Annotated in this window: 19 protein-coding genes; 10 read left to right on the top strand and 9 right to left on the bottom strand. The window is 72.5% G+C overall.

Annotation, left to right across the window (positions count from 1 at the left end):
• Positions 1–367 precede the first annotated feature (367 nt).
• Positions 368–775: a metalloregulator ArsR/SmtB family transcription factor gene (locus tag OV090_RS24560; RefSeq protein WP_267706820.1), complete on the top strand. Its 408-nt coding sequence runs from the start codon at positions 368–370 to the stop codon at positions 773–775.
• On the top strand, positions 772–1,659 hold the full coding sequence (locus OV090_RS24555) for an SRPBCC family protein (RefSeq protein ID WP_267706818.1): 888 nt from the start codon (positions 772–774) through the stop codon (positions 1,657–1,659). The genes OV090_RS24560 and OV090_RS24555 overlap by 4 nt, the downstream gene beginning before the upstream one ends.
• Positions 1,660–1,973: 314 nt before the next feature.
• Here the strand turns inward: OV090_RS24555 and OV090_RS24550 are convergent, their stop codons facing one another.
• Positions 1,974–3,053 (bottom strand): hypothetical protein, encoded by a 1,080-nt coding sequence (locus OV090_RS24550; RefSeq protein WP_267706816.1) that lies wholly within the window; start codon positions 3,051–3,053, stop codon positions 1,974–1,976.
• 204 nt (positions 3,054–3,257) lie between these two features.
• Here OV090_RS24550 and OV090_RS24545 point away from each other — a divergent pair, with 204 nt between their 5' ends.
• Positions 3,258–3,848 carry a hypothetical protein gene (locus OV090_RS24545; RefSeq protein WP_267706814.1) on the top strand — a complete coding sequence of 197 codons (591 nt, stop codon included), beginning with the start codon at positions 3,258–3,260 and terminating at the stop codon, positions 3,846–3,848.
• Positions 3,849–4,298: 450 nt separating this feature from the next.
• Here OV090_RS24545 and OV090_RS24540 read toward each other — a convergent pair whose 3' ends face one another.
• From OV090_RS24540 to OV090_RS24515, 6 genes are all read right to left on the bottom strand, one after another.
• On the bottom strand, positions 4,299–5,546 hold the full coding sequence (locus tag OV090_RS24540) for a hypothetical protein (protein ID WP_267706812.1): 1,248 nt from the start codon (positions 5,544–5,546) through the stop codon (positions 4,299–4,301).
• A gap of 53 nt (positions 5,547–5,599) precedes the next feature.
• Positions 5,600–6,307, bottom strand: a complete 708-nt coding sequence (locus tag OV090_RS24535; protein WP_267706811.1) for a hypothetical protein — start codon at positions 6,305–6,307, stop codon at positions 5,600–5,602.
• Positions 6,308–6,314: 7 nt separating this feature from the next.
• On the bottom strand, positions 6,315–7,190 hold the full coding sequence (locus tag OV090_RS24530) for a ChaN family lipoprotein (RefSeq protein WP_267706810.1): 876 nt from the start codon (positions 7,188–7,190) through the stop codon (positions 6,315–6,317).
• Between the two features lie 367 nt (positions 7,191–7,557).
• On the bottom strand, positions 7,558–9,633 hold the full coding sequence (locus tag OV090_RS24525) for a RecQ family ATP-dependent DNA helicase (RefSeq protein WP_267706809.1): 2,076 nt from the start codon (positions 9,631–9,633) through the stop codon (positions 7,558–7,560).
• Between the two features lie 282 nt (positions 9,634–9,915).
• Positions 9,916–10,626: an NmrA family NAD(P)-binding protein gene (locus OV090_RS24520; RefSeq protein WP_267706807.1), complete on the bottom strand. Its 711-nt coding sequence runs from the start codon at positions 10,624–10,626 to the stop codon at positions 9,916–9,918.
• Positions 10,627–10,651: 25 nt separating this feature from the next.
• Entirely contained in the window at positions 10,652–11,536 is an 885-nt protein-coding gene (locus tag OV090_RS24515; protein ID WP_267706805.1) for an oxidoreductase, read from the bottom strand.
• A 97-nt stretch (positions 11,537–11,633) separates the two neighbouring features.
• Between OV090_RS24515 and OV090_RS24510 the strand changes: the two genes are divergently transcribed.
• Both OV090_RS24510 and OV090_RS24505 read left to right on the top strand, forming a co-directional pair.
• The gene (locus tag OV090_RS24510) at positions 11,634–12,236 is read left to right on the top strand and encodes a TetR/AcrR family transcriptional regulator (protein WP_267706803.1); all 603 of its coding nucleotides are present in this window, start codon (positions 11,634–11,636) and stop codon (positions 12,234–12,236) included.
• Between the two features lie 413 nt (positions 12,237–12,649).
• Positions 12,650–12,832: a hypothetical protein gene (locus OV090_RS24505; protein ID WP_267706801.1), complete on the top strand. Its 183-nt coding sequence runs from the start codon at positions 12,650–12,652 to the stop codon at positions 12,830–12,832.
• 174 nt (positions 12,833–13,006) lie between these two features.
• Here OV090_RS24505 and OV090_RS24500 read toward each other — a convergent pair whose 3' ends face one another.
• Both OV090_RS24500 and OV090_RS24495 read right to left on the bottom strand, forming a co-directional pair.
• Positions 13,007–13,924, bottom strand: coding sequence for an ATP-binding protein (locus OV090_RS24500; RefSeq protein WP_267706799.1), 918 nt, complete (start codon positions 13,922–13,924; stop codon positions 13,007–13,009).
• Positions 13,921–14,475 (bottom strand): heme NO-binding domain-containing protein, encoded by a 555-nt coding sequence (locus OV090_RS24495; protein WP_267706797.1) that lies wholly within the window; start codon positions 14,473–14,475, stop codon positions 13,921–13,923. The genes OV090_RS24500 and OV090_RS24495 overlap by 4 nt, the downstream gene beginning before the upstream one ends.
• A gap of 131 nt (positions 14,476–14,606) precedes the next feature.
• On the opposite strand from OV090_RS24495, the gene OV090_RS24490 reads away from it, so the two are divergent.
• The 5 genes from OV090_RS24490 (at position 14,607) to OV090_RS50870 (ending at position 25,131) form a co-directional block, all read left to right on the top strand.
• Complete coding sequence (locus OV090_RS24490) at positions 14,607–17,729, top strand: VCBS repeat-containing protein (RefSeq protein ID WP_267706795.1); 3,123 nt, start codon at positions 14,607–14,609, stop codon at positions 17,727–17,729.
• Complete coding sequence (locus tag OV090_RS24485; protein ID WP_267706793.1) at positions 17,726–18,814, top strand: hypothetical protein; 1,089 nt, start codon at positions 17,726–17,728, stop codon at positions 18,812–18,814. The genes OV090_RS24490 and OV090_RS24485 overlap by 4 nt, the downstream gene beginning before the upstream one ends.
• A 176-nt stretch (positions 18,815–18,990) precedes the next feature.
• A complete protein-coding gene (locus OV090_RS50875; protein WP_267706791.1) occupies positions 18,991–20,160 on the top strand; it encodes an HlyD family efflux transporter periplasmic adaptor subunit in 1,170 nt (389 codons plus the stop codon).
• The gene (locus tag OV090_RS24475; RefSeq protein ID WP_267706789.1) at positions 20,157–22,841 is read left to right on the top strand and encodes an ATP-binding cassette domain-containing protein; all 2,685 of its coding nucleotides are present in this window, start codon (positions 20,157–20,159) and stop codon (positions 22,839–22,841) included. The genes OV090_RS50875 and OV090_RS24475 overlap by 4 nt, the downstream gene beginning before the upstream one ends.
• A 169-nt stretch (positions 22,842–23,010) precedes the next feature.
• Positions 23,011–25,131 (top strand): ABC transporter ATP-binding protein, encoded by a 2,121-nt coding sequence (locus OV090_RS50870; protein WP_267706787.1) that lies wholly within the window; start codon positions 23,011–23,013, stop codon positions 25,129–25,131.
• Positions 25,132–25,141 lie beyond the last annotated feature (10 nt).

The raw sequence follows: 25,141 nt of genomic DNA, 5'->3' as shown, positions 1-25,141 counted from the left end.
AAAAATTCGATCGCGCGTCGGCACTCAGGTCCGGGGCGTGACGACGACAGTGGATCGCCCGATCGAGGAGCGACCGATCACCCTGCTGCACTCCGGCACTCTCGTGCGAGAGACCCATAACCGGCGATGCTCGAGCTACCGCTCGAGGTCTTCGCTCGCGATGCAGCAGCGATGAACGGCTGCAGTCGCCGCACATCGGTTCACTCGCCGATCACACCGCGACTGCCGATCGGCCTGAAGTTCGCAGCAGGGTTCGTACGCCAGGCGGGCAGCGCAAAAGCCCGCAGAAATGCACCGCAAACGAGCCGGCGCAACGCGTAACCAACCCTTGACACATGCGCGAAAACGCGTAACCTATCCTTTACACATGACCTGCACGCCTCCAGCGACCGCCGCCACGCTCGACGCCGTGTTCTTCGCGCTGTCGGATCGCACGCGCCGCGACTTGCTCGAGCGGCTGCGCGGGGCCGAGGAGACCGCGGGTGCGCTGGCGCGGGGGTTTGCGGTCACGCGCCCGGCGGTCTCGCGACACCTGCGGATCCTCCGCGAGGCGGAGCTGGTGGTCGAGCGCCGGCGCGGGCGGGAGCGGGTCTACACCCTCTCGCCTGCCCGCCTCGAGGCCGCCACCACCTGGCTCGACGCCTACCGCGTGTTCTGGACCGCGCGCCTGCGCGACCTCCGGGACCTCGTCGAATCCCTGCCCGACGACGACGACCCCCCCGCGCCGGCACGCACGCCGGCGCCGACGTCCCGCCCCAAGAGGAGAACCAGATGAGCGAGCATCCCCCCGTATTCGAGCACCGCGCCAGCTTCACGCTGCCTGTCCCTCCGCCGCGAGCCTTCCGCGCGCTCGTCGAGCCGTCCGAGCTGTCGCGGTGGTTCGCCGATCACGTCACCGTCGAGCCGCGCGTCGGTGGCAGCTTCGCGTTCCACGGCCGCGCCACCCTCGGCGCCCCGGGGGCTGGCGATGCGACAGGGCGTCTCGTCGCCTTCGAGTCCGGCGCAGCGCTCGCCTTCAGCTGGAAGATCCACGGCGTCGACACCGAGGTGCGCTGGTCGGTCGCCCCGACCGACGACCCCGCGACCAGCACCCTCGAGGTCGTCCACACGGTCCGCGGCGACCTCCCCTTCAAGCGGCCGCGCCACGTGCTCGACGATCTCTGGCGCCTGCACGCCGGCAACCTCGGCGATCACCTAGCCGGAAGGACAGACGGCGTGGTGTTGCCGGACTTCGCCGGCGGGCGCAACGAGGTGCGCGTGTCGATCGACATCAAGGCCCCGCCGGCCCGGGTGTTCCGCGCCCTGCTCGACCCGGCGCTGATGAACCGCTGGCTCGGCGGGGCCGCGCAGGTCGACCTCGAGAGGCGCACCTACACGTACGGCTGGCGCTACGACATCGAGGGCCGCAGCGTCGACGGCGGCCCGACGCGGATCGTCGAGCTCGTCGAGGACGAGAAGCTGGTCACCGACTGGACCGACTGGCGCGGCGAGCCCGACCAACCGCTCACGCGCGTGACCTGGCTTCTCGAGCCGCTGGCCGGCGGCACAGGCACCCGCCTGACGATCGTGCACGACGGCTTCGGCGCGCCGGTCGACCGCAGCGACTACCAGCAGGGCTGGTACGGCTTCGCCGAGCGGCTGCGCAAGCTGTTCGAGTGACGCGGGCGCGGGCGTCGGCGAGGCAGGCCATCACGGCCTGTCTCGATGCTCGGACAAAGGCACGTCGCAGGACGTGCCGGGCTCGAGCGACTCCCTCGTCGCCGCCTGTCCGCTCATTGTCGTCACCAGGCCTGACTCTGACTCAGGCGTGGACCGACGACGCGGTCCGCGACAGCTTCCACGCCCGCGAGGCGATCTTGACCGAGCTGTCGCACAAGCACCCGCTGGTGGCCCTCGCGCCTTTCTTTTCCCGAGCCATCGACGACGAACATCACCGTGATGCCCTCGGTCGCCGCTCCGCGGCGAGTCTGCTTTTATCTTCGCTCGCCGAACGATTGCAGCTCGCGGGCCCGCGGGCGCAGCGCCTGCCACACCGCCCACATCCCCGCCGGGAACAGCGCCTCTGCCTCCGCGAAGGCCTCCTGCGACCATTCGACCCAGAAATAACAAGACTCCCCGTCCGGCAGCCGCTCTGCGCGGCACGCAGTCGCCAGCTCGGCGCAGCGCGCCGCGATGTGCCGGCAAGCCAGCTCCGCGGTGTCATCCTCGCCCGCGAACTCTTCCGGCGCCCGCATGGCGACAGCCTCGAGCTGCGCCAGCAACGAGCCTCGCTCCGCCGCCGAGCTCGCGCAATACCGATAAAACGGCAACCAGCACGGCGTGTTCCACGGATGGTCGTCGGCGTACGCCTCCTGATACGTCGCGAACAGCGGCGGCCGCGGCTCCCAGAAGCGATACGCCAGCGCCCCGATCAGCAGCTCGGCGATCGGCCCCGCGACCACGGGCAAGCCCGCCGCGATCTGCCGCTGCAGCGCCGCCGGCTCGCTCGTGATCGGCTGTCCCACAGGACATGCCCCCATGGCCATGCTCCGATCGGCCAGCTCCGCCGGCAGCGGCGCCATCGGCCGCAGCGCCGGCAGGTGAATCCGCTCGACCAGCCCGCTGGCCCGACTCTCGCAGAGCAGCACCTCGTTCAGCACCGTCCACGCGAACCCGACGGCCCGCAGCTGCGGCGCGCCCTCCGGCCCCAGCCTGCAGACGATCGTGCGGTGTTTCTCCCGATAAACCATCACCACCGCATCGTCCCACCAGCGCAGGTGGCCGACCTCGCAGCCGAAGTACGGGTTGTACGTGTCGACCGTCCACTCGCGGACCTGCGTCGCGCCGACGCGCATGCGCAGGAAGTAATCGACGTCGACCCAGCCCCCGTCGTCCTTCTCCACCTTCTCGACCCACGCCACCCGCTCGCCCTCGACCGCCCCGCCGACGATCGCGTGGATGTAGTCGTCCTCGGCCAGCCATTCTCGCTCCACGCCGAGTCGCGCGCAGGCCGCCGCGATCGCCGCAGGCTGCTCCTCCCCGACCTCTTCCCACTCGGGAAACAACGCACCCACGTCCATCGTCCCGCGAGTTTACGCGAGCGACGCGCCCGGCGCCTCGCGTTCTCGCGGCGACGCAATCACCCGCGGACCGCTGCCGCGCGGGCGTGTCACGCCGGTGCGTCGACGCGACGCACCCGTCGCTCCTGGGGTGTGCCGCCGACGATCCGCCCCCCGCAGTCGCTCCCGGTCCCCGCGAACTTCGCTAACCTTCGGCCCATGCGCCCCGACCCCGACCTCGCGCGCCGGCTCGAGCTCGCCGAGCACATCCAGCTGCAGTGGTACCCGTCGTGGACCAGCGCCTGGCTCAAGGCGGTCGCGGCGAGCGACGTGCTCGAGCCGATCCACCGCGAAGCGCTGGCCGAGGCCGGCGTCGACCCGGCCGCGCTCGTGGCTGCCAGGCGCGCCATCGTCCAGACCTTCCTCGAGGATCACTTCAGCCTCTGCACCCCCGAGGACGCCCCCTACTGCACCTTCGTCGACGGCTCCTGGCGCGCGGTCGACCGCGCCGAGATGCTCGCCTGCGCCGACCGCCTCCTCGCCACCGCGCGCGCCCGGATCGCCGAGGTCGAGGCCGAGGAGGCCGCCGAGCGCGCCGAGGCCGAACAGGGCGGCTGGCTCGACGCCGTCAGCCCCTCCAGGCTGGCCGACCGGATGATCGACCTCGACGCCCTCCGCCGGTGGTTCACCGCCGAGCTGTGGGCCGACGCCGAGCCGACATGGTTCACCAACACCGGCCCCGGCATCACCGGCGAACCCGCCGTGGTCGGCATCGACGACCACGTCATCACGATCCTCTGGCTGCCCTGATCGATTACCCCATGGCGCGCCTGCAGGCGAACATGTTCGAATGGACATGTCACCAAGCACCGCATCGCCCGCCTCGGCGCAGCAAGCCCTTCCGCGGTGGCGCAGACGAAATGTCCGAATGGACATGTCACCAGCGCCGCATCGCCCGCATCGCCGCATCAGCCTCTTCCGCGGTCTCGCAGACGAACATGTCCGAATAGACATATCGCCGCGCACCGCTTCGCCCACTTCGCCGCATCAGCCCCGTCCGCGGTCTCCAGACGAACATGTTCGAATAGACATATCACCGCGCACCGCTTCGCCAACCTCGGCGCAGCAGGCCTTCCTCGGCGCATCAGTGCGAGTCTGTCTGAAAGAGCAGCTCATCTTCGGTCCACATTTGGGACGTCTCTGCGCACCGTACTGGTGGCCCCGCCATGCGAGCCGAATGTGTCCTCGGCGACGCCGTGGTCAGCGCGAGCCGTCCCCCGAGAGCCCGGCGTCCAGCGCCGCGAGCTCGGGGTGCTCCCGGATCTCGCGCCTCGTCGCCCGGGACCGCTCGCAGAGCAGCTCCCCCAGCGCCTCGCGGAGGCGCACCGCGTGGCCGTGCTCGGGGATGGTGAGGTCGTGGGGATCGACCGCCGCGAGCAGGCGGCGCAGCCGATCCGGTGGCAGCGGCAGAAGGCGGCGCAGGTCGATTCGCTCGCCGAGGACATCTTCGATGTAGGGGCGCTGGCAGAGCCAGATCGGCAGGAGCTCGTCGTCGGTCAGCGGCGGCATCGGGACGACCGGCCAGCGCGCGAGGTCCGGCGCCATCTCGCGCAGCCGTGCCCACGCTGCCTCGGTCGCGACGAGGATCAGCTGGAACGCGGCGTCCGAATCGAGGGCCATCTCCGCGGCGTAGCGGAGCAGCGCCGGGTCGTTCGGCACACGGGTCCACGCGCACACGAGGCCCGGAGCGATCGAGGCGGGGACGGCGTCGGGCCGAGCGCGGTACCGCGGATCGGGCGAGCCCCCGCCGTGCCAGTTGTCGACGTTCACCCCTCGGGCCTGCGGCAGGAGGCGGCGGAGCTGGCGGATCAGGGCGCGTCGCCCCGAACACGCCTCGCCGACGAGGGCGAACCCCGGCGCGTGGACGAGGCGCTCGCGCCAGACGGCGTCCGGCTCCCGCTCGAGCCAGGCCGGTTCCACGGCGAGGCCGACGTGCCCCCGCGCGCCGAGCTGATCGAACAGCGCGCAGTACGCCTCACGGGCCGTGATCAGCCCCTCGGCGTACCGCGGGTCGAGGGCGGACAGCGCCCATAGCGTGGGGTCCGGCAGGCTGCGGAGCAGCACCCCCGGATCCACGGACGCGCCGGCCGCCTCGCATGTCGCCCAGCGACGCCCCCAGCTATAGGCCAGCGGCAGGTCGCTCGCCTCGGCGATCCGCTGCCGCCAGATCGCGTGGGCGCGGTCCAGGGGCGCACCCGCGACGGTCGGACCGAGCAGCTCGGGATGCAACGCGACGATCGCACGGGCGAGGTCGCCGGGCTCGACGGCGCCCGCCCCGGGGTGGGGCCCGCTGAAGGGCGCCGCGGCGAGCGCCTCCTCCTGCGCCGCCCGCCAGCACGCGAGCGACACCGCAGCATCCCATAGCCGGTGCGCGTCCGATTCGCAGCGCGCCCGGATCTCGGGGACGGTGGGCGACGGGACGCCGAATGCAGGGTGGTGGACATGCATCGCCGGTCCCTATACCCCGCTCGCGCAACCTGGAGAACTTTGGGGCCGCCGTCCTAGCGCGCCCCCTCGTCATCCCCGTCTTGCGACCACCCGGCGAGCGCCCGCTCGGCCTCGGCGAGCGCTTCGCGCTGCTCCGCCTCGTCGCGCCACGGCAAGTCGGCGGCGGGCCGCTCGTGAAGATACCGTCGCACCAGCGCGCGCGTGAGCTGCGTCCGCGGTGCCGCCAGCAGTCGCCGCAGCAGCAGCCGCCGCACCGACACGCGACCTTCCTCCGGGTCTCGCACCACCCGCGCCGCCTCCGGATCGTCGCGCCAGCGCAGCGGGAAGCGCTCCAGCGGCCCGTGCATCTTCGCCCTGGAGACCCAGGGCGGCTCGTTGCGAACTTTTATCAAAAAGGGCCGCTCCTCGCCTTGTAGCTCCCGCGGCTCGCGCACGAACCGTGGCGACACTTCTGCATCGACTTGCGTGTGCCCGTGCAGGGCCGCCGTCACCACCAGATCGATCCACAGCGGCACCAGGCCGTCCCGCCATAGCAGGTCGACCATCTCCTCCGCCGTGCACGAGCGCCGCTCGCGGAACCTCTCGGCATCCTCCGCGAACAACAGTTCCCCCGGACCGAGCGGCACGTGCTCGACCCACGGCCCCATCGCCAGCGAGTACGTCACCGCCTCCGGCAAGGCGTCGATCACGTACGTCCGCGTCAGCGCCAGCAACCGACCCGTCGCCTCGGCCAGGCGTCGCGCGAACTCGTCTCGCTCCATCGTCGCCTCACGCCGCGGCCAGCGGCCCGACGTACGCGACCACGTCGGCGCGCCCGCGATCTTCCGCCCGCAGCGCCTCTGCCACCTCCGCCACCACCGACAGGCGCCACACCTTCGCCGACTGATTCGCGGCCCGCACGCGCTGATACAGCCCGCCGGCCCCGTCCACGTGAAAGCCCCCGACCACCTGCACCACCGGCCTCGACCCCGCCGCCAGCGCGCGCCCGATCGACCCCGCCATCGTCGCGTCCCACACGTTCTGCGCCCGGTAGAAGCCCTCCAGCGTGGCCGCGTCGACGCCGGCGTGCTGGCCCATGAGCGCGACGAACTGCTCGCGGTATGTCCCTTCGGTCAGCTCCTCCGGCACCTCGACCAGCGCTTGCTCCTCGGGCCCCAGCGCCCGCAGCGGCTCCAGCCCCTCGAGCCGCGCCCGCTTCACCAGCGCCCGCGCAGCGTTGGCCGCGATCACCGGCCGCCCCTTCGCCTGCGCCGCCAGCACCATGCGGCGGTGCCCCGCGGGGAACTTGCGCTCGCCCTTGAGGTCGGCCGCCTTGCGGAACCCCGCCTCGTCGAGCTGCCCGCGCAGGAACGCGTCGAGCTCCGCCTGATGATCGCGCGTCACGCTCTCGAGGGCCAGCGCCGCCGCAGCCCCGGTCGCCAGCAACTGTTCGAACAGGTCCGCCGCCAGCTCGAGCCCGAGCGGGTGCCCGTGCTGCTCGCCGATCAGCACCACGTCGCTCGCCGCCATCGCCGCCACGATCTGCGCCTCTGCCACCTGCCCACCATTTTCACCGGAGAACAGCCGCGCCTCCGTCATCGTCGGCGCCTGCGTGGCCCGCCCGCGGCACGCCGGCAAGCTCATCGCGCCGCCCACGAGCTGCATCCACCGCCTCCGCGACTGCCCTCGCATCGCCGCGAGGCTCGCACAGCCCCGCCGGCGCCACAAGTCAGGGGATCTGCCCTGCATGACCTCAGCGACGACGCCGAGCTCCCCGCGACTCACTCGCCGATGCCGTCGCCCCGAATCAGTGGAGCTGCCCTGCCCAACCTCAGCGACGACGCCGAGCTCCCCGCCACTCACTCGCCGATGACGTCGCCCCGAAGTCAGTGGAGCTGCCCTGCCGAACCTCAGCGACGATGCCGAGCTCCCCGCGACTCACTCGCCGATGCCGTCGCCCCGAATCAGTGGATCCGCCCTGGCGAACCTCGGCGACGACGCCGAGCTCGCCGACGACGTCGTCCCGAACCGGTCAGTGGATCCGTCCCGCCGAGCCGAGCTTCCAGCGCACTCGTGCCAGAGTCAGCGGCACGATCGCCGACTTCAGCTTCGCGTCCTTTCGCAGCACTCGCGCCGCCTCCTTGATCGTCGCGCCCGAGCCGACGAAGTCGTCGAGCAGCAGCACCTCGCCGCGCACGCTGCCGCTCCCGAGCTTCATCGTGTTCTCGACGTTCTCGCGCCGCTGGTCGTTGTTGCGCAGCTCGCTCTGCCTCGCCCGCGGCTCCTCGCGCCAGACCACCAGTTCGGGCAGGGCCGGCACCCCGAGCGTCTCCGCCGCGATCTGCAGCGCCTCCTCGCGTTGACGCCAGTCGCGGCTCGGCACTGCAGCCACCGCCGCGAACGCGAACCGCTCGCCGAGCGCGCGCACCTGCGTCCGCAGCAGCTCGGCCAGCGCCGGCGGCAGCGACTCCGCAGTCTCGCGCCCCTGAAAAAACTTGCGGAACAGCGGCCCGGCGATCTCCCCGTCGAGCAGCGCCAGCCCCTCCGCCACCTCCGGCCGCGCGCTCGCGGCGATCGGCGACGGCCGCGACTCGAGCCAGCGCTGCGCCTCCGCAGTGGCCGCCTCGATGTCCACGCTCGACTGCTGCCCGCGGCACAGCGAGCAGCGCCCGCAAGCCGCCGCCTCGCGGTCGCCGAGCGCGCGCCGCAGCGTCGCCATCAGGCAGTCCGCCTCGCCGCGCCCGTACGCCTGCATCTCCTCGAGATCTCTCGTCCTCACCGCCTGCTGCGTGCGGTAGCGGCCGAGGTCCGGCGTGCCTGTCTTTTGGGTCAGCCCGTAGACCTGCTTGCCGCCCGCGCTCTGCTTGCGGACAAAGCCCTGCTCGACCAGCTCCGCGACCACCACCGTCACCCGCGTGGGGTGGAGCCCGGTGCGGACCTTGATCGCGGTCAGCCCGAGCGGCTCGTGCTCGATCGCCTCGACGATCGCCGCGAAGTCCTCCGGCTGCGGCTGCGCCGAGTCGATGAAGTGCTCCTGGATCCGCCTGTCCTCCGGGTCATACAGCAAGATCCCGCGGGCCGGTCGGCCGTCGCGTCCGGCCCGGCCGACCTCCTGATAATAGGCCGTCACCGAGCCCGGCACGTCGACGTGGATCACGTAGCGCAGGTCCGACTTGTCGATGCCCATCCCCAGCGCATTGGTCGCCGCGATCACCGGGCAATCGCCGTGCAGGAACGACGCCTGCAGCTCGCGCTTGCGCTCCGGCTCGAGCCCCGCGTGATACGCCGACGCCTCCAGCCCGCGCGCCTGCAGGTAACCTGCGACCAGCTCGGTGCGCTCGCGCGTCGCGCAGTACACAATCCCCGGCGACGGCAGCCGCGGCACGATCTGCGCCAGATAGGCCAGCTTGCTCGCCATCCCTTGCAGGCCGACCACCGCCAGCGACAGGTTGGGCCGATCCATGCTGCTGCGATGCACCACCAGCGGCGTCGCGCCGGGCCGCTGCAGCTGCCCGCGGATGTCCTCCTCCACTCGCTCGTCGGCGGTCGCGGTCAGCCCCAGCACCCGCAGCGACGGGTGGCGCTCCTGCAGCGCACGCAGCAGGTGGACGATCTGCCGGTACGCCGGCCGGAAGTCGTGGCCCCACGTCGAGATGCAGTGCGCCTCGTCGACCACGAGCAGGCGGATCGGCAGCGCCGCCAGGGCCTCGAAGCGATCGACGTGGTCGAGGTGCTCCGGCGACACGAACAGCAGGCGCACGCGCCCCTGGGCCGCGGCCGCCCGCGCCGCGTCGTTCTCCTCCTCGCTCTGGTCGCTGTTGATGCTGGCCGCCGCCAGCCCGAAGCGGTCGTTGAGGTGCTGCAGCTGGTCGCGCATCAGCGCCAGCAGCGGCGACACCACCAGCGTGATCCCGTCGAGCAGCGCCGCCGGCAATTGATACAAGAGGCTCTTGCCGTAGCCCGTCGGTTGGATGCACAGCAGCGACCCGCTGCCGAGCAACAATTCCTCGACGCTGCGCCGCTGCCCGGGCGGAACTCGGAAAACCCGAACCGCTCGAGGAGCACGCGGTCGAGCTCGGCCTGTTCGATCATCGCGCTTCTCTAGCACCAATTTCGGTCGGCGGCCGCAGCGACGTGCAATTTCGCACCCAGACCCCGCGCGGGCCGGAAACTCTGCCCGCGCCCGGCTCTTCGGTCACGTATTCGCCCAGCCGTCCAAAATCACCCGCGAGCCGCGCCCGCATGCTCGTCGAACTCGGGCGATCGATCGAGATATGCCACGACCGTCCGTTCTGACACGACGCCGCGGCGAACACGGCATCGCATGGCCCATTAGACATGTCCAAAGAAGCACATCACCCGCCGCTGGAACTTCTCATGACATGATCTTTCAGACATGTTCCGCGCGCCGTCCCCCTGCCCGCGCGGCCAGCTCGCGCTGACCTATCGCGTTGATGTCGCGGGTCTCGAGCACGTACTTGGCCGTCCCGTCGCGGGCCACCGCGATCATCGCCCGCGCCAGCTGCTCGGTGCTCGTCACCAGCCCCGGGAACAGCACCTTCCACAGCGGGTACAGCGGAGACAGCACCGCGTAGAGCGCGTTGTACAGCCGCGTGCGCGAGCGGATGCCGTGCATCGGCTGGATGAAGCCCGGGCGGACCACGAAGCTCGCGCGGAACGGCAGCTCGCGCAGCGCGTTCTCGGTCTTGCCCTTCACGCGGGCCCACATCACCCGCCCGCGCTCGCTGCTGTCCGCCCCGCTGCCCGACACATAAATGAACGTCATGTTCGGGCACAGCGCCGCCAGCGGGCGCGCCACCTTCAGAGTGAGGTCGTGCGTCACCCGCGTGTACTCGGCCTCGGACATCCCGGCCGAAGACACCCCGACGCAGAAGAAGCACGCGTCGTGGCCCGCCAGCTGCGGAATGATCGGCCCGAGGTCGTCCATGTTCGCGTGGACGACCTCGCGCAGCTTCGGGTGGCGCTGACCTGTCGGGTTGCGGCCGACCACCGTGACTTGCTCGATCTGCGGGTCGATCAGCGACTCGCGCAGCACCCCCTGACCGATCATCCCGGTCGCGCCGAAGATCAGCACCTTCATCGCCGCGCTCCTTGCTGCCTGTCCGTCAGGACAGGTCGAATTTCACCCCCGTCAGCTCCTCCGAGCGCTGCCACAGCCGCGCCGCGGTCTGCTCGTCGCGGGCTTGCGGGGGGATCCACGCGTGGATCGGGGCGCCGCGCATGAGGAAGAGCCACGGCCCGTAGTAATCGCCGCCCTGCACGTCCGGGGCAGTGGCCGCGCGCAGCGACGGCAGCGCCCCCGCCTGCGCCGGCTGCCCGAACCACTTGATGCTGCGGGCGAACGCGTGCTTCTGCAGCCCCGTCGATGCCCCGCCCGGGTGAGCCGCCACGCTGCGCAGGCCCGTCCCGCCGGCCCGCCGCTGCAGCTCGAGCATGAACAGCAGGTTGGCCAGCTTCGAGCGCCCGTAGGTGCCCATCGGCGTGTAGTGCCGCTCGCTCTGCAGGTCGTCGAGATCGAGCCGCGCCGGCCAGGCCACCGCGCTGCTGACGGTCACCACCCGCGGCGCCGCGCTGGCCCGCAGCGCCGGCAGGAGCAGCCCCGTCAGCGCGAAGTGCCCGAGGTGATTGGTGCCGAACTGCTTCTCGAACCCGTCGGCCGTGGTCTCGCGCCGTGGCAGCGCCATGATCCCCGCGTTGTTGACCAGCACGTCGAGGCTCGGGTGCCGCCGCCGCACCTCGTCCGCGAACGACCGCACCGACGCCAGCGACGACAGGTCGAGCGGCACCAGCTCGACCGCGCCCCCCGACTGCTGTCGCAGACCCTTCAACGCCTCCTCGCCGCGGCCCGCGTCGCGGCAGCCGATCACCACCTGCGCTCCTGCGCGCGCCAGCTCCAGCGCCGTGTAATAGCCGATCCCGCTGTTCGCGCCCGTGACTACCGCGGTCTTGCCGTCCAGTCGTGGGATGTCCTTCGTGCCCCAGCCGCTCATCGCCTGCTTCTCCTCGGTTTCGGTAAACGAACGTTTACTTGCGGGCAAGCTTGGACCGCCCGTGCTAGAAGTCAACAGGCGTTTACAAAAAACACCGATGGCCCAGCGCAAGAGCCCGACCCGCCCCCGTCCCGCCGCCCCGCCGCGCCCCCGCGACGCCGAGCAGACCCGGTCGGAGATCCTCCACGCCGCGCGCGTCCTGTTCGCCACGCGCGGCTACGCCAACGCGGGCATGCGAGAGATCGCCGCCGCCGCCGGCATCACCCCCGCGCTGGTGGTCCGCTACTTCGGCTCGAAGCGCGACCTCTTCATCGCCGCCATCGAGTCCGACATCGGCCTCGGCCCGTTCCTCGGCCCCGACCGCGCCACAGTCGGCCGACACATCGCCCGTTACTTCTTCAGCAAACCGGTGCGCGAGGCCGACACCCTGTCGATCCTGCTCCACGCCGCCGGCGAGCCGGAGGTGTGCGACCTCGCCACCGAGCTGCTGGCCGCGCGCGTGATCCAGCCGCTGGCCCGCTGGCTCGGCCCGCCGCGCGCCGAGGCCCGCGCATCCCTGCTCCTGGCCATCATCTCCGGCACCTGGCTGTTCCGCCAGGCGCTGCCGATGCGCGCCTTCACGGGCGGTCCGGACACCGCGCTGGCGTCGTGCATGGCCGCGCAGATCCAGCACGTCGTCGACGGCCTGCCGGAGGCCTGATCACAAACCTCGCGTCGTACTCACCCGTGCTCGCGATGCCGCGAGCCTCGCGGCCCGTCCACGTCATCACCGCAGTCAAGCGTCACAGTCGCGAATGGATCGACGTCACGAGCACGTGCTCGCGGCGCCGCAGGCCTCGCTGCCTGTCCCAAGTATCGCCGCTCGCTCGCCCCACAGTCGATCAGCACAGTCGCGGATGGATCGGTCAACACGCTGTGCGAGCACCGAGTGACGCGGCCGTCGCCCTCGATCTCGAGCACGAGGCCGCTGACTCCGCGTCGGGAGCGACGACCGGCGGCCGTGAGCCACACGCACCCACGAACAGCATCGCCGCCGTCCATCGCCCGCGAATACGGCCTTGCAGACCGTTGACCGCGGCGATTCGGGCCCCACGCTGATCGCATATGAAGCACATGTCCGGCTCGATCATGACACTGATCTTCCTCGGCGTGCCCTTCTTGTTCGTGATCGCGGTGCTGGTCCGCGGCGCCCTGCGAACCGTGCAGCAGTGGCGCTTCGATCGCCTGGCCCGGATCGACGCACCCCACCCTGTCGCCGCCGAAGCGCCGCTTCCCGCGGTCCGTCGCCCCGGCTGAAGCCGACGCATCACCACCCCGAGCTCGCGTGACATGGCGTTTCGCCGCTCGGCTGAAGCCGCCGACGCATCACCGCTCCAGCCGCGCTCGACCCAGCGTTTCGCCGCCCCACGACCCGCGCACCCACATCCGCTCGCGCGCACCTCCGACACGCACACGCGCCCGCTCGGGCGATCAAACGGCGGCGGGCAAGAACACGCGGAAGCACGAGCCCCGACCGGATTCGCTCTCGACCGCGATCTCGCCGCCGAGCAGCTGGCACAGTCGGCGCGTGAGCGCGAGCCCGAGCCCCGTGCCGCCGTGGCGGCGGGCCAGCACCTCGTCGACCTGCACGTAGGGCGTGAAGAGTCGCCCCAGCTGTTCCGGCGTCATCCCGGCGCCGGTGTCCTCGACCTCGAACACGATCCCGCGGCGGCCCGAGCGGAGCGCCGGGCGGGCGCGGACCGCCACCGTGCCCTCGCGGGTGAACTTGGCCGCGTTGCTGAGCAAATTGTAGAGCACCTGGCGCAGGCGCAGCTCGTCGGTGCGCAGCCTTCGGGCCCCGGGCTCGACCGTCACGCGCAGCGCGTTGGCCCCGTCCTGCAGCTTCGCCCCCAGCGCGTCGGTGACCTCGGTGACCACGCCCTCGACGTCGACGTCGGAGAACGTCAGCACCAGCTTGCCCGCCTCGACCTTCTGCAGGTCGAGCAGGTCGTTGACCAGCGCGTGCAGGTGGCGGGCCGCCTGCACGATCTTGTCGGCCTCGCTCACCAGCTCGCCGGCGCCCGCGAACTCCGTCAGCTCCTCGGCGAGCAGCTCGCCGTAGCCGATGATCGCGTTCAGCGGCGTGCGCAGCTCGTGGCTGACCGCGCCGACGAACAGCGACTTGGCCTCGCTGGCCGCGATCGCCTCCTCGGCGATCCGGCGCAGCTCGGCGGTGCGCTCGGCCACTTGCTCCTGCAGCGTCGCTGCCAGCCGCTGCAGCGCTTGATTGGTCTCGTAGAGCTCGCGCGTCTTCGTCTCGGCGAAGACCTCGGCCTCCTTGCGGGCCCGGCGCTCCCGGTCGTAGCGGCGGCGGAAGATCTCCAGCTCGTCCACGGCCCTCTCGCTCACTCCGGTGGTTGTAGCTTGCGCAGCCGAAAACGCACGTGCGTCCGCGCGCCGCCCGACAGATCCTCGACGTCGACCGCGATCGCGTCGCCGTAGTGCTCCGCGGTGGCCTCGATCAGCCCGTGCGCCAGGTCGGCGAACCCGCGACCTGACTTATAGACCATGTCCATACGGCCATCCACGACCGGCGAGCACTCGAACGTCGGCAGCTCCGCGTCCTCGTACAGCTTGCGCACCTCGGTGTGGACGTAGCCCTCGACCCGCCCCAGAAACCCGAACGTGTCGCGCGCGGCCGTGAAGAAGACGGGGAAGCCGGCGGTGAAGCGGCGCAGCAAATGGCGCCCGAACTCGTGGACCAGCGCGCTCGCCGGAGTACCTGTCTTTTCGGACAGCGCGCCGACGAGCGCGACCAGCTCGCGGTGGTCGTAGGTGCCGATCGACGTGTAGGCCCCGCCTGACGCCAGATCGCAGCTGCCGAGCAATTCTTCGACCATCTCCTCCGAGAACCGGGACTCGACCATCTCGAGGAACTCGGTGAACACGACGCCCTTCATCTGTGACCACGCTATCGCACCGCCCCCAGGCGTGTCATCTGGCGTCCCGCGCGCTCATGAATTCCCGGACAAGCGTCCAAATTGTGGCCACCGCTGCGCCGTTTGATTACTATCTCCGCTCCGGATCTTCGGTGACCCTCCCTCGCCTCGCGTGCACGCTCGCGGCAGTCCTGGTGCCAGCCGGCTGCTTCACGCCCGTCCCCTGCGATGGTTCGCTCTGCCTCTCGATCGCCGACGTCTCACGCGTGCAGGTCGGCGTCGCCCCTGACGCGCTCACGATCGTCGACGTCGACGGCGACGGCGTGCGCGACCTCGTCGGCGCCAGCGGCCCCGCCGGCACCCTCACCGTCCTGTGGGGCGGCGACGCCGGCTTCGCTGGCAGTGCAACGACCTGGTCGATCGACCAGGAGGTCGCGGGCATCGTCGTCGCCGACCTCGACGACGACGGTCACCTCGACCTCGCCACTGCGCTCCCGCGCGCCGACGCGGTCGCGGTCGTGCGCGGCCGAGGCGGCCGCTCCTTCGCCGAACCGGAGCGCTTCGCCGCCGGCGCGGTCCCGCGCGCCTTGATCGCCGCGGAGCTCGACGGCAAAGGCCCGCCCGAGCTCGTCACCGCCGACCTCGTCGACGGCACCGTCACCGTGCTGCATCGGCTCGTCGCCGCGCCGCCGCTGGTCGTGGGCCCCGGCCCGCGCGCGCTCGCGGCCGGCGACCTCGACGGCGACGGTGATGTCGACGTCGCGGTCGCCCTGGCCGACGCGGACGCCGTGCAGCTGCTCCACGGCGACGGTCGCGGCGCGCTGCAGCCCGCCGCCCTGCTCCCCGTCGGCGCCGCGCCCTACGCCCTCGTCGCCGCCGACTTCGACGGCGACGCGCGCCTCGACCTCGCCACCGCCGACAGCCTCGACGACACCGTCAGCGTGCTGATGAACGCCGGCGCCGGCGAGTTCAGCAATCGCGAGGCCTGGCCCACCGTGTCGCTGCCCGAGGGCCTCGTCGTCACCCGTCCGACCGACTCCTTACCTGTCCTCGGGGTCCTGTCCCCGACGACATCCACCGTCGAGCGCCTCGACCCGCGCACCGGCGCGGCCGTCCCTGGCGTGCTGGCGACCGACGCGCGCTCGCTGGCCGCCGACGGCGACCTCTTCGTCGGTGGCGGCGGCGCGCTCTCCTTTCTGAATCTCGGGACAGGTCTGATTTTCACCTCCGAGCGCGAGGATCCCGGCGCGCTCGACATCTGGCCCGTCGACCTCGACGGCGACGGCGTCGACGAGCTGCTGGTGCGCGATCTGGTGGAGACCGCCTCTGGCGAATTCCGCCTGCGACGCGGTGACGTCGAGCAGCGGGTCCACGTCGGCGCCGGCGACCCCGACCGCGTCCAGGCCGGCGATCTTACCGGCGACGGCCTGGGCGACCTATTCTTTCGCGACAAGAGCACGCTCTACATGGTGCCTCAGGAGCCGTCCGGCCAGTTGGGCGAGGCCATCGTCACTGCGTTCGACGATCTCGTCGACGCCGTGCTCGCCGACATCGACGTCGACGGAGTCGCCGAGGTCGTCGCGCTCGTCGGCGCCGACGGCGGCGGCCGTATCGAGGTCTACCGCAGCGACGCCGCCGGCGCGCTGACCCGCGCCCTCGCCACGACGCTCGACCTCGACCCTCCGCCCGACTCGCTCTCCGTGATCGACGGCGACGGCGACGCCGCCCCCGACCTCCTGCTCGGGCGCTACGGCTCGTTCTTCCTCGTCGAGGACGGTCACGGCCCGGTCCGCGCGCTCGACTTGGGCGAGCACTACCCCGACGATCCCGCGTTCGCCGACCTCGACCGCGACGGCCGGCTCGACGCCGTCTTCTGCTCGCGCGCCGGGGTCTTCCTCGCGCACGACGTCCTCGCGCCCGCGCCCGCCGAGCCGGTCCCGCTGAGCAGCGCGAGCTGCAGGGACGTCGCGCTCCTCGATCTCGACGGCGACGGCGAGCTCGAGATCTTGATCTCGGCGGTCTTCCCCTACAACGAGCAGGCCGTCGTGCGTCTGACGCCGCTGCGCCGCTCGGGGCAGTCGTACGTCGCCTCGGGCTCGCGGATCGTCAAGGGTTTTGGCGGCGCGCTGCTCCTCGCGGAGCTCGACGGAGCCGGCCCGCCCGAGCTCGTGTTCTCCACCTACCAGCGCACCGCAGTGTTCAGGGCGGAGCTCGGACTCTCGCTCCTCGAGACCGAGCACCTGCGCTTCGACAACAAGCCACGACTGCGCTTCGGCGACGTCGACGGCGACGGCGCTGCGGAGCTGCTCGCGCTGGGCGGCTCGCTCGCGGTCGCGGCGGCCGACGAGCGCGGCGGCTTCGGTCCGCTCACTCGGCTCTGGAGCGGTCGGGAGGAGGGGCCGCAGGTCCAGGACGCACTGCTGGCCGACTTCGATCGCGACGGCCGCGCTCAACTGTTGTGGACCGCCACGCGGGGGGACTTCGGCGCGATCGAGCTCGCCAGCGTGGGCCTCGAGGGCCTGAGCCAGCACACGCAGCTCGGGGTCACCTTCCAGGAGCTCGCCTCGCGGCTGTTCGTGGCCGACCTCGACGGCGACCACGAGCTCGACGTCCTGAACCTCACCACCACCTTCGGCACGCTGCGCGGCTTCCTGGCCCGGGGTCGCGGCCAGGGGCGCTTCGACGCGCTCGAACAGCTCTCGATCGACGACCAGTTCGCCGTCGAAGACGTCACCCTCGCCGACGTGGACCGCGACGGCCGAGCCGACCTGATCATCACCGCCATCGGCCCCAGCGGCAGCGAGGGCGTCTACGTCCTTCCCGGACAGGGCGACGTCAGCTTCGGGCCGCCCCGTCGATGGAGTCACGTCTCGACCCCGAGCATCGATCCCCCGCCGCTCCGGTTCGCCGATCTCGACCGTGACGGCGCCGTCGAGCTGATCATGGGCGGCGTCCAGGGCTCGCTCTTGTGGATCGCCGACGGCGGTCGTGCCCCGCGCGTCCTTCTCGAGGACGTCGACGCCTACGAGATCGCCGACCTCGACCGCGACGGCCGCCCCGAGCTGCTCGCCGCCGCTCCCGCTCCCTATTCCTCCGAGACCACGCGCCTGCACCTCGGCCGCAGCCGCAGCGACGGCAGCTTCGGGTTCGAACACCACGACCTCGACGTCGCGGACGTGCGGCAAATACAGACCGCCGACGTCGACGGCGACGGCGAGCTCGACATCGTCCTCGTCGACGACCGGGGCGCCACCATCCTGAGGCGCGCGCCATGACGATCTCTCGCCGCGCACCCATCCTCGCGCTGGTCTTCGCGGCCTGCTTCGACCTGCCCGAGCCGACCCATCACGGCGCGCACGTCGTCATCGCCGCCGACCCCGGATACGAGCTGTGCGGCGGCACGGTCGCGCACATGGACGCCTTCGTGGCCGCGCTGTCGGCCGCGTTCTCGCTCGCGCCACCGACCGCCGACGAGCGCTTCACCTTCTACTTGCTCGACGCCGACGAGATCCACGAGCGCCACCTCTGCCCGGTCGAGGCGACCGCCTGCGCGTCCGGGGGCAACAGCTACAACCCGTACGCCCCTCTGAACCACGAGATCGTGCACAACGTCGCCGCGGCGCTCGGCGACCCGTTGCCGCTGTTCTCCGAAGGCCTCGCGGAGGCCTTCGAGGGCCTCGGGGACGCCGCTCCCGAGGCAGGGAGGCGCAGCTTCCTGCCCATCCGCGACCTCGTCGGCTTGATCACGGGCGTGCAGCTCGCCCGCGCCGGCGGTTACTCCACCGCCGGCGCCTTCACGACCTACCTCGTCCGCCGTCACGGGCTCGACGCCTACCTGCGCCTTTACTCCGCCGTCGGTCCGCTCGAGACGGCGCGCGGCGTCGACGAGCTGTTCCGCGAGGAGTTCGGCGTCTCGCTCGACGACAGCATCGCCGCGTTCGAATTCAGCATGGCCAATTGCACTCGCCAGGGTGGCGACGCCAAGCTGCTCGAGTGCGCCGCTCCCGAGCTCGAATGGAGCGGCCCACGCCTACAGCACCATCGATCGATCGGCTGCGATCAGGACGACACAGTCGGCCCCTATTCGCGCGACAGCGCCGTGGTCTTCTACACCGTGGACGTCCCCGCCGACGGCGACTACGTCGTCACCGTCCTCGGCGACGATCCCCGCGGCCGCGTCAGCGTGCAGCCGTGCTCGATCTGCGGCGGTGAGGGAGTGGGCGTCGCCGTCGACGAACCGCCGCGCACCGTCGCGCTCGCGGCCGGGCGCCACTCGTTGCGTCTACACGGCCCGGCCAGCATTCGCACCAGCCTCGGTCTGCGCATCGAGCCCGTGGACGCGCCCGTGCATATGCCGTGATCGCGCGCTCGCGTGCACGTCGGCCTCCGCGTCCGCAGTGCAGGTGCCGGCGCACGCACCTCGCTCCGCGGTCCGCGGCAGCTTCGCACTCGTGTCGTCGGCGTCTTCGTGATCGCGCGGCCGCGCGCGCGTGCGGCCGGCTTTACCCCTCGCAGCGATTGCGGTACCCACGGGGCGTGCCGATCGCCTTCTCGCGCTCGTTGCGGGCTCTGGGGGCCGAGAGCGCTCGCGGCACCGCCCTCGGCGTCGCGCTCGCCGTCGGCTTCCTCGCGGCCTGGGCGGTGTGGCTGGTGCTCGCGCGGGTCAGCCTGATCGCCACCAGCGAACAGGCGCGCCTCGAGGTCGCGCGGGCCGCCGTGCCGCTCGCCCCGGTCGTCGACGGACGTGTCCTTTCGGCCAGCCTCGCCCTCGGCCGTCGCGTCGCCGCTGGCGAGCTCTTGCTCGAGCTCGACAGTCGCGGCCTGCAGCTCGCGCGCGCCGAGGTCGACGCCGAGCGCCAGGGCCTGCTCACCGAGCTCGGCGCTTTGGCCGGCGAGCACGCCGCGCTGGCGGCCGCGATCGAGGCCTTCGAGGCCGGCGGTCGCACGCGCCAGAGCGAGGCCAGCGCCAGCGCCCAGGAGGCCCAGATCGCCGCTGCTTTTGCCCGCACCATGTCCGAGCGCAGCGAGAGCCTGCGCGGACTCGGCGTCGAGTCGAGCGAGGCCGCCGAGCTGCTGCAGGCGCGCGAGCGGGGCAGCGCCGCGGTGGCGACGATCCGCCGCCTGCAGGTCGCGCGCACCCGGGCCGAGCTCGGCGAGCGGCTGGCGACGATGCGCATCGATCTCGCCCGCACCAGCCGCGAGGAGGCCGAGCTGCAGCGCGTGCTGGCGGCGAAGATCGCGGCGCTGGCGACGCTCGACCACCAGATCGATCAACACTCGCTGCGCGCGCCGATCGCCGGCCGGCTCGGCGGGGTGGTGCCGCTGCAGGCCGGGGCCGTGCTCGCGCGCGGGGCCGTGGTCGCGGTCGTGATCCCCGACGACCCGCTGCGGATCGTCGGCCGCTTCACCCCCGCCGGGGTCGGACGGATCCGCCCCGGCCAGCCCGCGCGCATGCGCCTCGACGGCTTCCCGTGGACCGAGTTCGGCAGCCTCCACGGCCGCGTCGCGGCGGTCGCCAGCGAGGCCGAGGACGGCCTCGTCCGCGTCGAGTGCGACATGTCCGAACAGACATCTGACGTGTCCGCGGGGACAGGCAGCAAGATCCCCGCCGAGCACGGCCTCACCGGCGTGCTCGAGATCGAGGTCGAGTCCGTCTCGCCCGCCGCCCTGCTCCTGCGCACGATCGGCCAGGCGCTCGCCCCATGACCGCCACGCTGCCGCGTCGCCGTCGCCTCGTCGCCGAGGTCATCCAGAGCTCGGCCATGGACTGTGGCCCGGCCACGCTCAAGTGCCTGCTCGACAGCCACGGCCTCGCGGTCAGCTACGGCCGCCTGCGCGAGGCCTGTCAGACCGACGTCGACGGCACCTCGATCGACACCATGGAGGACGTCGCGGTCCAGCTCGGCCTCGAGGCCGAACAGATCATGTGCCCGCCCGACCACGTGTTCGTCGCCGAGTCCGCGGCGCTGCCGGCGATCGCCGTCGTGCTCTCGCCGGGCGGCCTGACCCACTTCGTCGTCGTGTGGTCGTGCTTCGCCGGCCTGGTCCAGATCATGGACCCCGCCGTCGGCCGCCGCTTCGTCCCGCGCGAGCAGCTGCAGCGCGAGCTGTTCGTCCACCGCATGCCGGTCCCGGCCGAGGACCTGCGCGAGTGGCTCGGCAGCGACGAGTTCACCGGCCCGCTGCGGACCCGCGCCCGCGCGCTGAAGCTCGCCCGCGCCCGCGTCGAGGCCTGGCTCGCCGCCGGCGCGGGTGACCCCGGCATCCTCGGCCTCGCGCGCCTCGACGCCGCAGTCCGCCTCGCCGAGTCGCTCGCCCGCGCCGGCGCCCTCGCGCGCGGCGGCGAGGCCGAGCGCTTCGTCGCCCGCCTGCTCGAGGCCAGCGAGGGCCTCGGCGGCGACGCGCTGTACGCCGTCCTGCCCGAGCAGTTCTTCACCGCCGCGCCGAGTCCGGACGACGAAGACACCGCCCTGCTGCGCGGCGCAGTGCTCGTGCGGGTCCGCGGCGTGCGGCCCGACGCGCCGGCCCTGCATCCTCACGACCTGTCCCAAAGTACACTCTCGCCCGACCTGGTCGCCGCCCTCACGGAGCCGCAGATCTCGCCGCTGCGCCAGCTGTTCGCGCTGGTGCGCGCCGACGGCCTCGCGCTCCCGGCGGTGCTCACGGTCGGCCTCGTCACCGCCGCCGCGGTGGTCGTCGCCGAGGCGCTGGTGCTGCGCGCGCTGCTCGACGTCGGCGAGCGGATCGGCGTCGGCGAGCAGCGGCTCGGCGCGGCCGCGGCGATCCTCGCCTTCTTCGTCGCCGTCCTCGCGCTCGAGCTCCCGCTCGCCGCCGGCGTGCGTCGGGTCGGCCGCCGCCTCAGCGCCCGCCTGCGCGTCGCCTTCCTGACCCAGGTCCCGCGCCTCGGCGACCGCTACCTCGCCAGCCGACCGATCTCCGACATGGCCGAGAGATGTCACCGAGGACATGTCCTTCGGCACCTGCCCGAGGTCGCCGCTCGCCTCTTGCGCGGCGGCTTCGAGCTGATCTTCACCGCGCTCGCGCTGATCTGGCTCGACCCCGGCGGCGCGCCGTGGATCGTCCTCACCGCGGTCCTCGTGCTGGCGCTGCCGCTGGCGCTGCAGCCATTGATGACGGAGCGCGACCTCAAGGTCCGCAGCCACGGCGGCGCGCTCGGCCGCTTCTACCTCGACGCCCTGCTCGGCCTCACCGCGATCCGCACCCACGCCGCCGAGCGCTCACTGCTGCGCGAGCACGAGGCTTTGCTCGTCGAGTGGTCGCGCGCCCAGCGGTCGCTGTTCCGCGTGCAGGTCGTCGCAGTCGGCCTCAGCGCCGCGCTGGGGATGATCCTCGCGGCTGTCCTTTGGGGCACCTACGTCACCCGCCACCCCGAGCCGGCCGGCGCGCTGCTGCTGCTCTACTGGGCGCTGTCGCTGCCGGCGATCGGCGACCAGGTCGCAGCCGCGGCGTTCGAGATCCCCGCGCTGCGGGCCGCCGCGCTGCGTCTGCTGGAGCCGCTCCACCTGGCGGCCGACGCCGCCGATCTCGCGGCCCACACCGAGCCGTGGCCGGGCAGCGGCGGCGTCGCGCTGACGTTCGAGCAGGTCAGCGCGGTCGCCGGTGGTCACCCGATCTTGCAGGAGCTCGATCTACGGATCGAGCCCGGCGAGCACGTGGCGGTGGTGGGCGCCTCGGGGGCCGGCAAGTCGAGCCTGCTCGGCCTGCTGCTCGGCTGGCACCGGCCGGCGAGCGGTCGCCTCGCGGTCGACGGCAAACCGCTCGACGAGCCCGCCCTGGCCGCCCTGCGCCGCGTCACCGCATGGGTCGACCCGGCCGTGCAGCTATGGAACGAGTCTCTTTTAAAGAATCTGCACTACGGCGGCGACCCTCAGCACCACCAGCTACCACAGGCGCTCGAGCTCGCCGACCTCAGCCCCGTGCTCGAGCGGCTTCCTGACGGCCTGCAGTCGATCCTCGGCGAGGGAGGCGGCCTCGTGTCCGGCGGCGAGGGTCAGCGCGTCCGCCTCGGCCGCGCCCTCCTGCGCGGCGAGCCGCGCCTCGTCCTCCTCGACGAGCCGTTCCGCGGCCTCGACCGCCACGCGCGCGCGGCCCTGCTGACCCGCGCGCGCGAACACTGGCGCGGCAGCACCCTGCTGTGCGTCACCCACGACATCGACGCCGCCCTCGGCTTCGACCGCGTGCTGGTGATCGACGGCGGCCGCCTGGTCGAGGAAGGTTCTCCGAAGGACCTGGCCGATCGGCCAGATTCTCAATACGCGGCCCTGCTGCGCGCCGAGGCCGAGCTGCGCGCCGAGGGCTGGAGCGACTCGCGCTGGCGCAAGCTCCGACTCGACGGCGGCCAGCTCCGCGCCGAGGAGTCTTTTTAAATATGACGCGCCTACCCTCGGCGACGCGCCTCGCTTCGGACATGTCCCCGGGGACACCTCGCTCCGCAGCATCTCGCGTGCGACTCGTCGTCGCAGACCTGGCCTCGCGCGCGATTCCCCATTGGATGTCCCTATGGACATGTCCTCATGATCATGTCTCGGAGGACACGTGTTAGACGCGCTCGCATGGCCGCTGGAGCGCGCTGGCGAGGCCCTCACCGCGCTGGCAGTGCAGTCCGGCCTGCAGCCGAGCCTGCGCGAGCTGGGCGCCCCCGGGCCGGCCGTGCTCGCCGATCCGGACGACGCATCGATCGAGCGCTGGCTCGCGGGCGCCGCCGCGGGGCTGGGCCTCGAGGCGGAGGCCGTCGACAGCGACATCGCCGGCATCGACGACCTCCTGCGGGCGGCGGCGCCCGCGGTCCTGCGCGTCGGCGAGGGCGGGCGCGGCTTGCTGCTCCTGCTGCGCGGCGGTCGGCGCCACCTCGTGCTCCTCGCCCCCGACCTCCGCCCGCGCCGCGTCGCGATGGCGGAAGTCCGCCGCCTCGTCTGCGAGCCCGTCCTCGCCCCCCTGCGCGGCCGCGCCGAGGCCCTGGTCGATCGCACGGGCATCCCATCGGGGCCGCGGCGCGAGCGGGCCGTCGAGCTGCTGCTGCGCGAGCGCCTCGGCGTCCTGCGGGTCGGCCGGGCCTTCGTCCTGCGGCCCTCGCCGGCAGCCCCGCTGCTCCGCCTGCTGCGCGCCGAGGGCCTCGTGCGCCGCACCGCCGCGCTCGCCGGTCTGCACGCCGCCGAGCTCCTGTTGATGATCGCCGCCTGGGCGCTCATCGGCGACCTCGTGTTCGCCGGCCGCACCGACGCCGGTTGGTCGCAGGCGTGGCTGCTCCTGCTCCTGTCCATCGTGCCATGTCGCATGGGACAGGCGGCGATCGCCGGCGACATCCTCCAGCGGGCCGGCGCGCTGCTGAAGCGCCGGCTGCTGGTCGGCGCGCTGGCGCTGCCCGGCGACCTCACGCGGCGCGAGGGCGCGGGCCTGCTGCTCGGGCGCGTGCTCGAGACCGCCGCAGTCGAGTCGCTCGGCCTGCGCGGCGGCCTGGTCTCGCTCGTGGCCGTGCTCGAGTTCGCCGCGGCCGTGCCGATCCTCTCGCTCGGCCCCGCGCCCGCGCTGCACCTCGCCCTGCTGGCCGGCTGGGCCGCGCTCAGCGTCGTCCTCGTGCGCCGCACCGGCCGCCACCTCGCCGCCTGGACCGATGCGCGCGGCGAGCTCACGCATCACCTCGTCGAGGCCATGGTCGGCCACCGCACGCGCCTCGCCCAGGAGGCGCCCGAGCGCTGGCACGACGACGACGACGCTCGCCTCGTCCGCGTGCTCGCCCGCGAGGCGCAGCTGAACCGCAGCGAGTCGCTGCTGGTCGCCCTGCTGCCGCGCGGCTGGCTGGTGCTCGGCCTGGCCGCCCTGCTGCCCGCCTTCGTCACCGGCACGGCTCCGGCCGCCACCGTCGCCGCGGCCATCGGCGGGGTGCTGCTGGCCCAGCGCGGCCTCTCGACCTTCGTCGTCGGCGCCACCGCCCTGCTCGGCTGCGGCGTCGCGGTGCGCCAGGCGCTGCCGATGCTGCGCGCCGCCGAGACCGCCGACGCCGGCGCGCATGGCCTGATGCTGTCCTTTCCGCCAGTACCCGAAGGACAGCTGATCGTCGTGGCCCGCGGCCTCGGCTTCCGCTACCCGGGGCGCGAGCGGCCGGTCCTGCGCGACGTCGACCTCGCCATCGCCGCCGGCGACCGCCTCCTGCTCGAGGGCGGCTCCGGCGGCGGCAAGTCGACCCTCGGGGCGCTGGTGGCCGGCCTGCGCGAGCCCACCAGCGGCCTCGTCCTGCTCGCCGGCCTCGACCGCCCGACTCTCGGCCTGGTCGGCTGGCGCCGGCGGATCGCCGCCGCGCCGCAGTTCCACGAGAACCACGTGATCACGGCGCCGCTCGCCTTCAACCTGCTCATGGGCCGCGGCTGGCCGCCCACCCAGGCCCAGCTCGCCGAGGCTGACGCAGTCTGCCGCGAGCTCGGCCTCGGCGACCTGCTGGAGCGCATGCCCAGCGGCCTGCAGCAGATGGTCGGAGAGACGGGTTGGCAGCTGTCGCACGGCGAGCGCAGCCGCCTGTTCATCGCCCGCGCGCTGCTGCAGGGGGTCGACCTGGTGGTCCTCGACGAGAGCTTCGCGGCCCTCGACCCCGCCACCTTGCAGCAAGCCCTGCGCTGCGTGCTGAACCGGGCGCGGGCGGTCCTCGTGATCGCGCACCCGTGAGGGGCTCGCT

Origin of the sequence: Nannocystis sp. RBIL2, from assembly GCF_026626745.1 — a bacterium.
GTDB lineage: Bacteria > Myxococcota_A > Polyangia > Nannocystales > Nannocystaceae > Nannocystis.
Note: the sequence above shows the minus strand (reverse complement) of the source record. Positions and strands in the feature narration are given on the sequence as shown.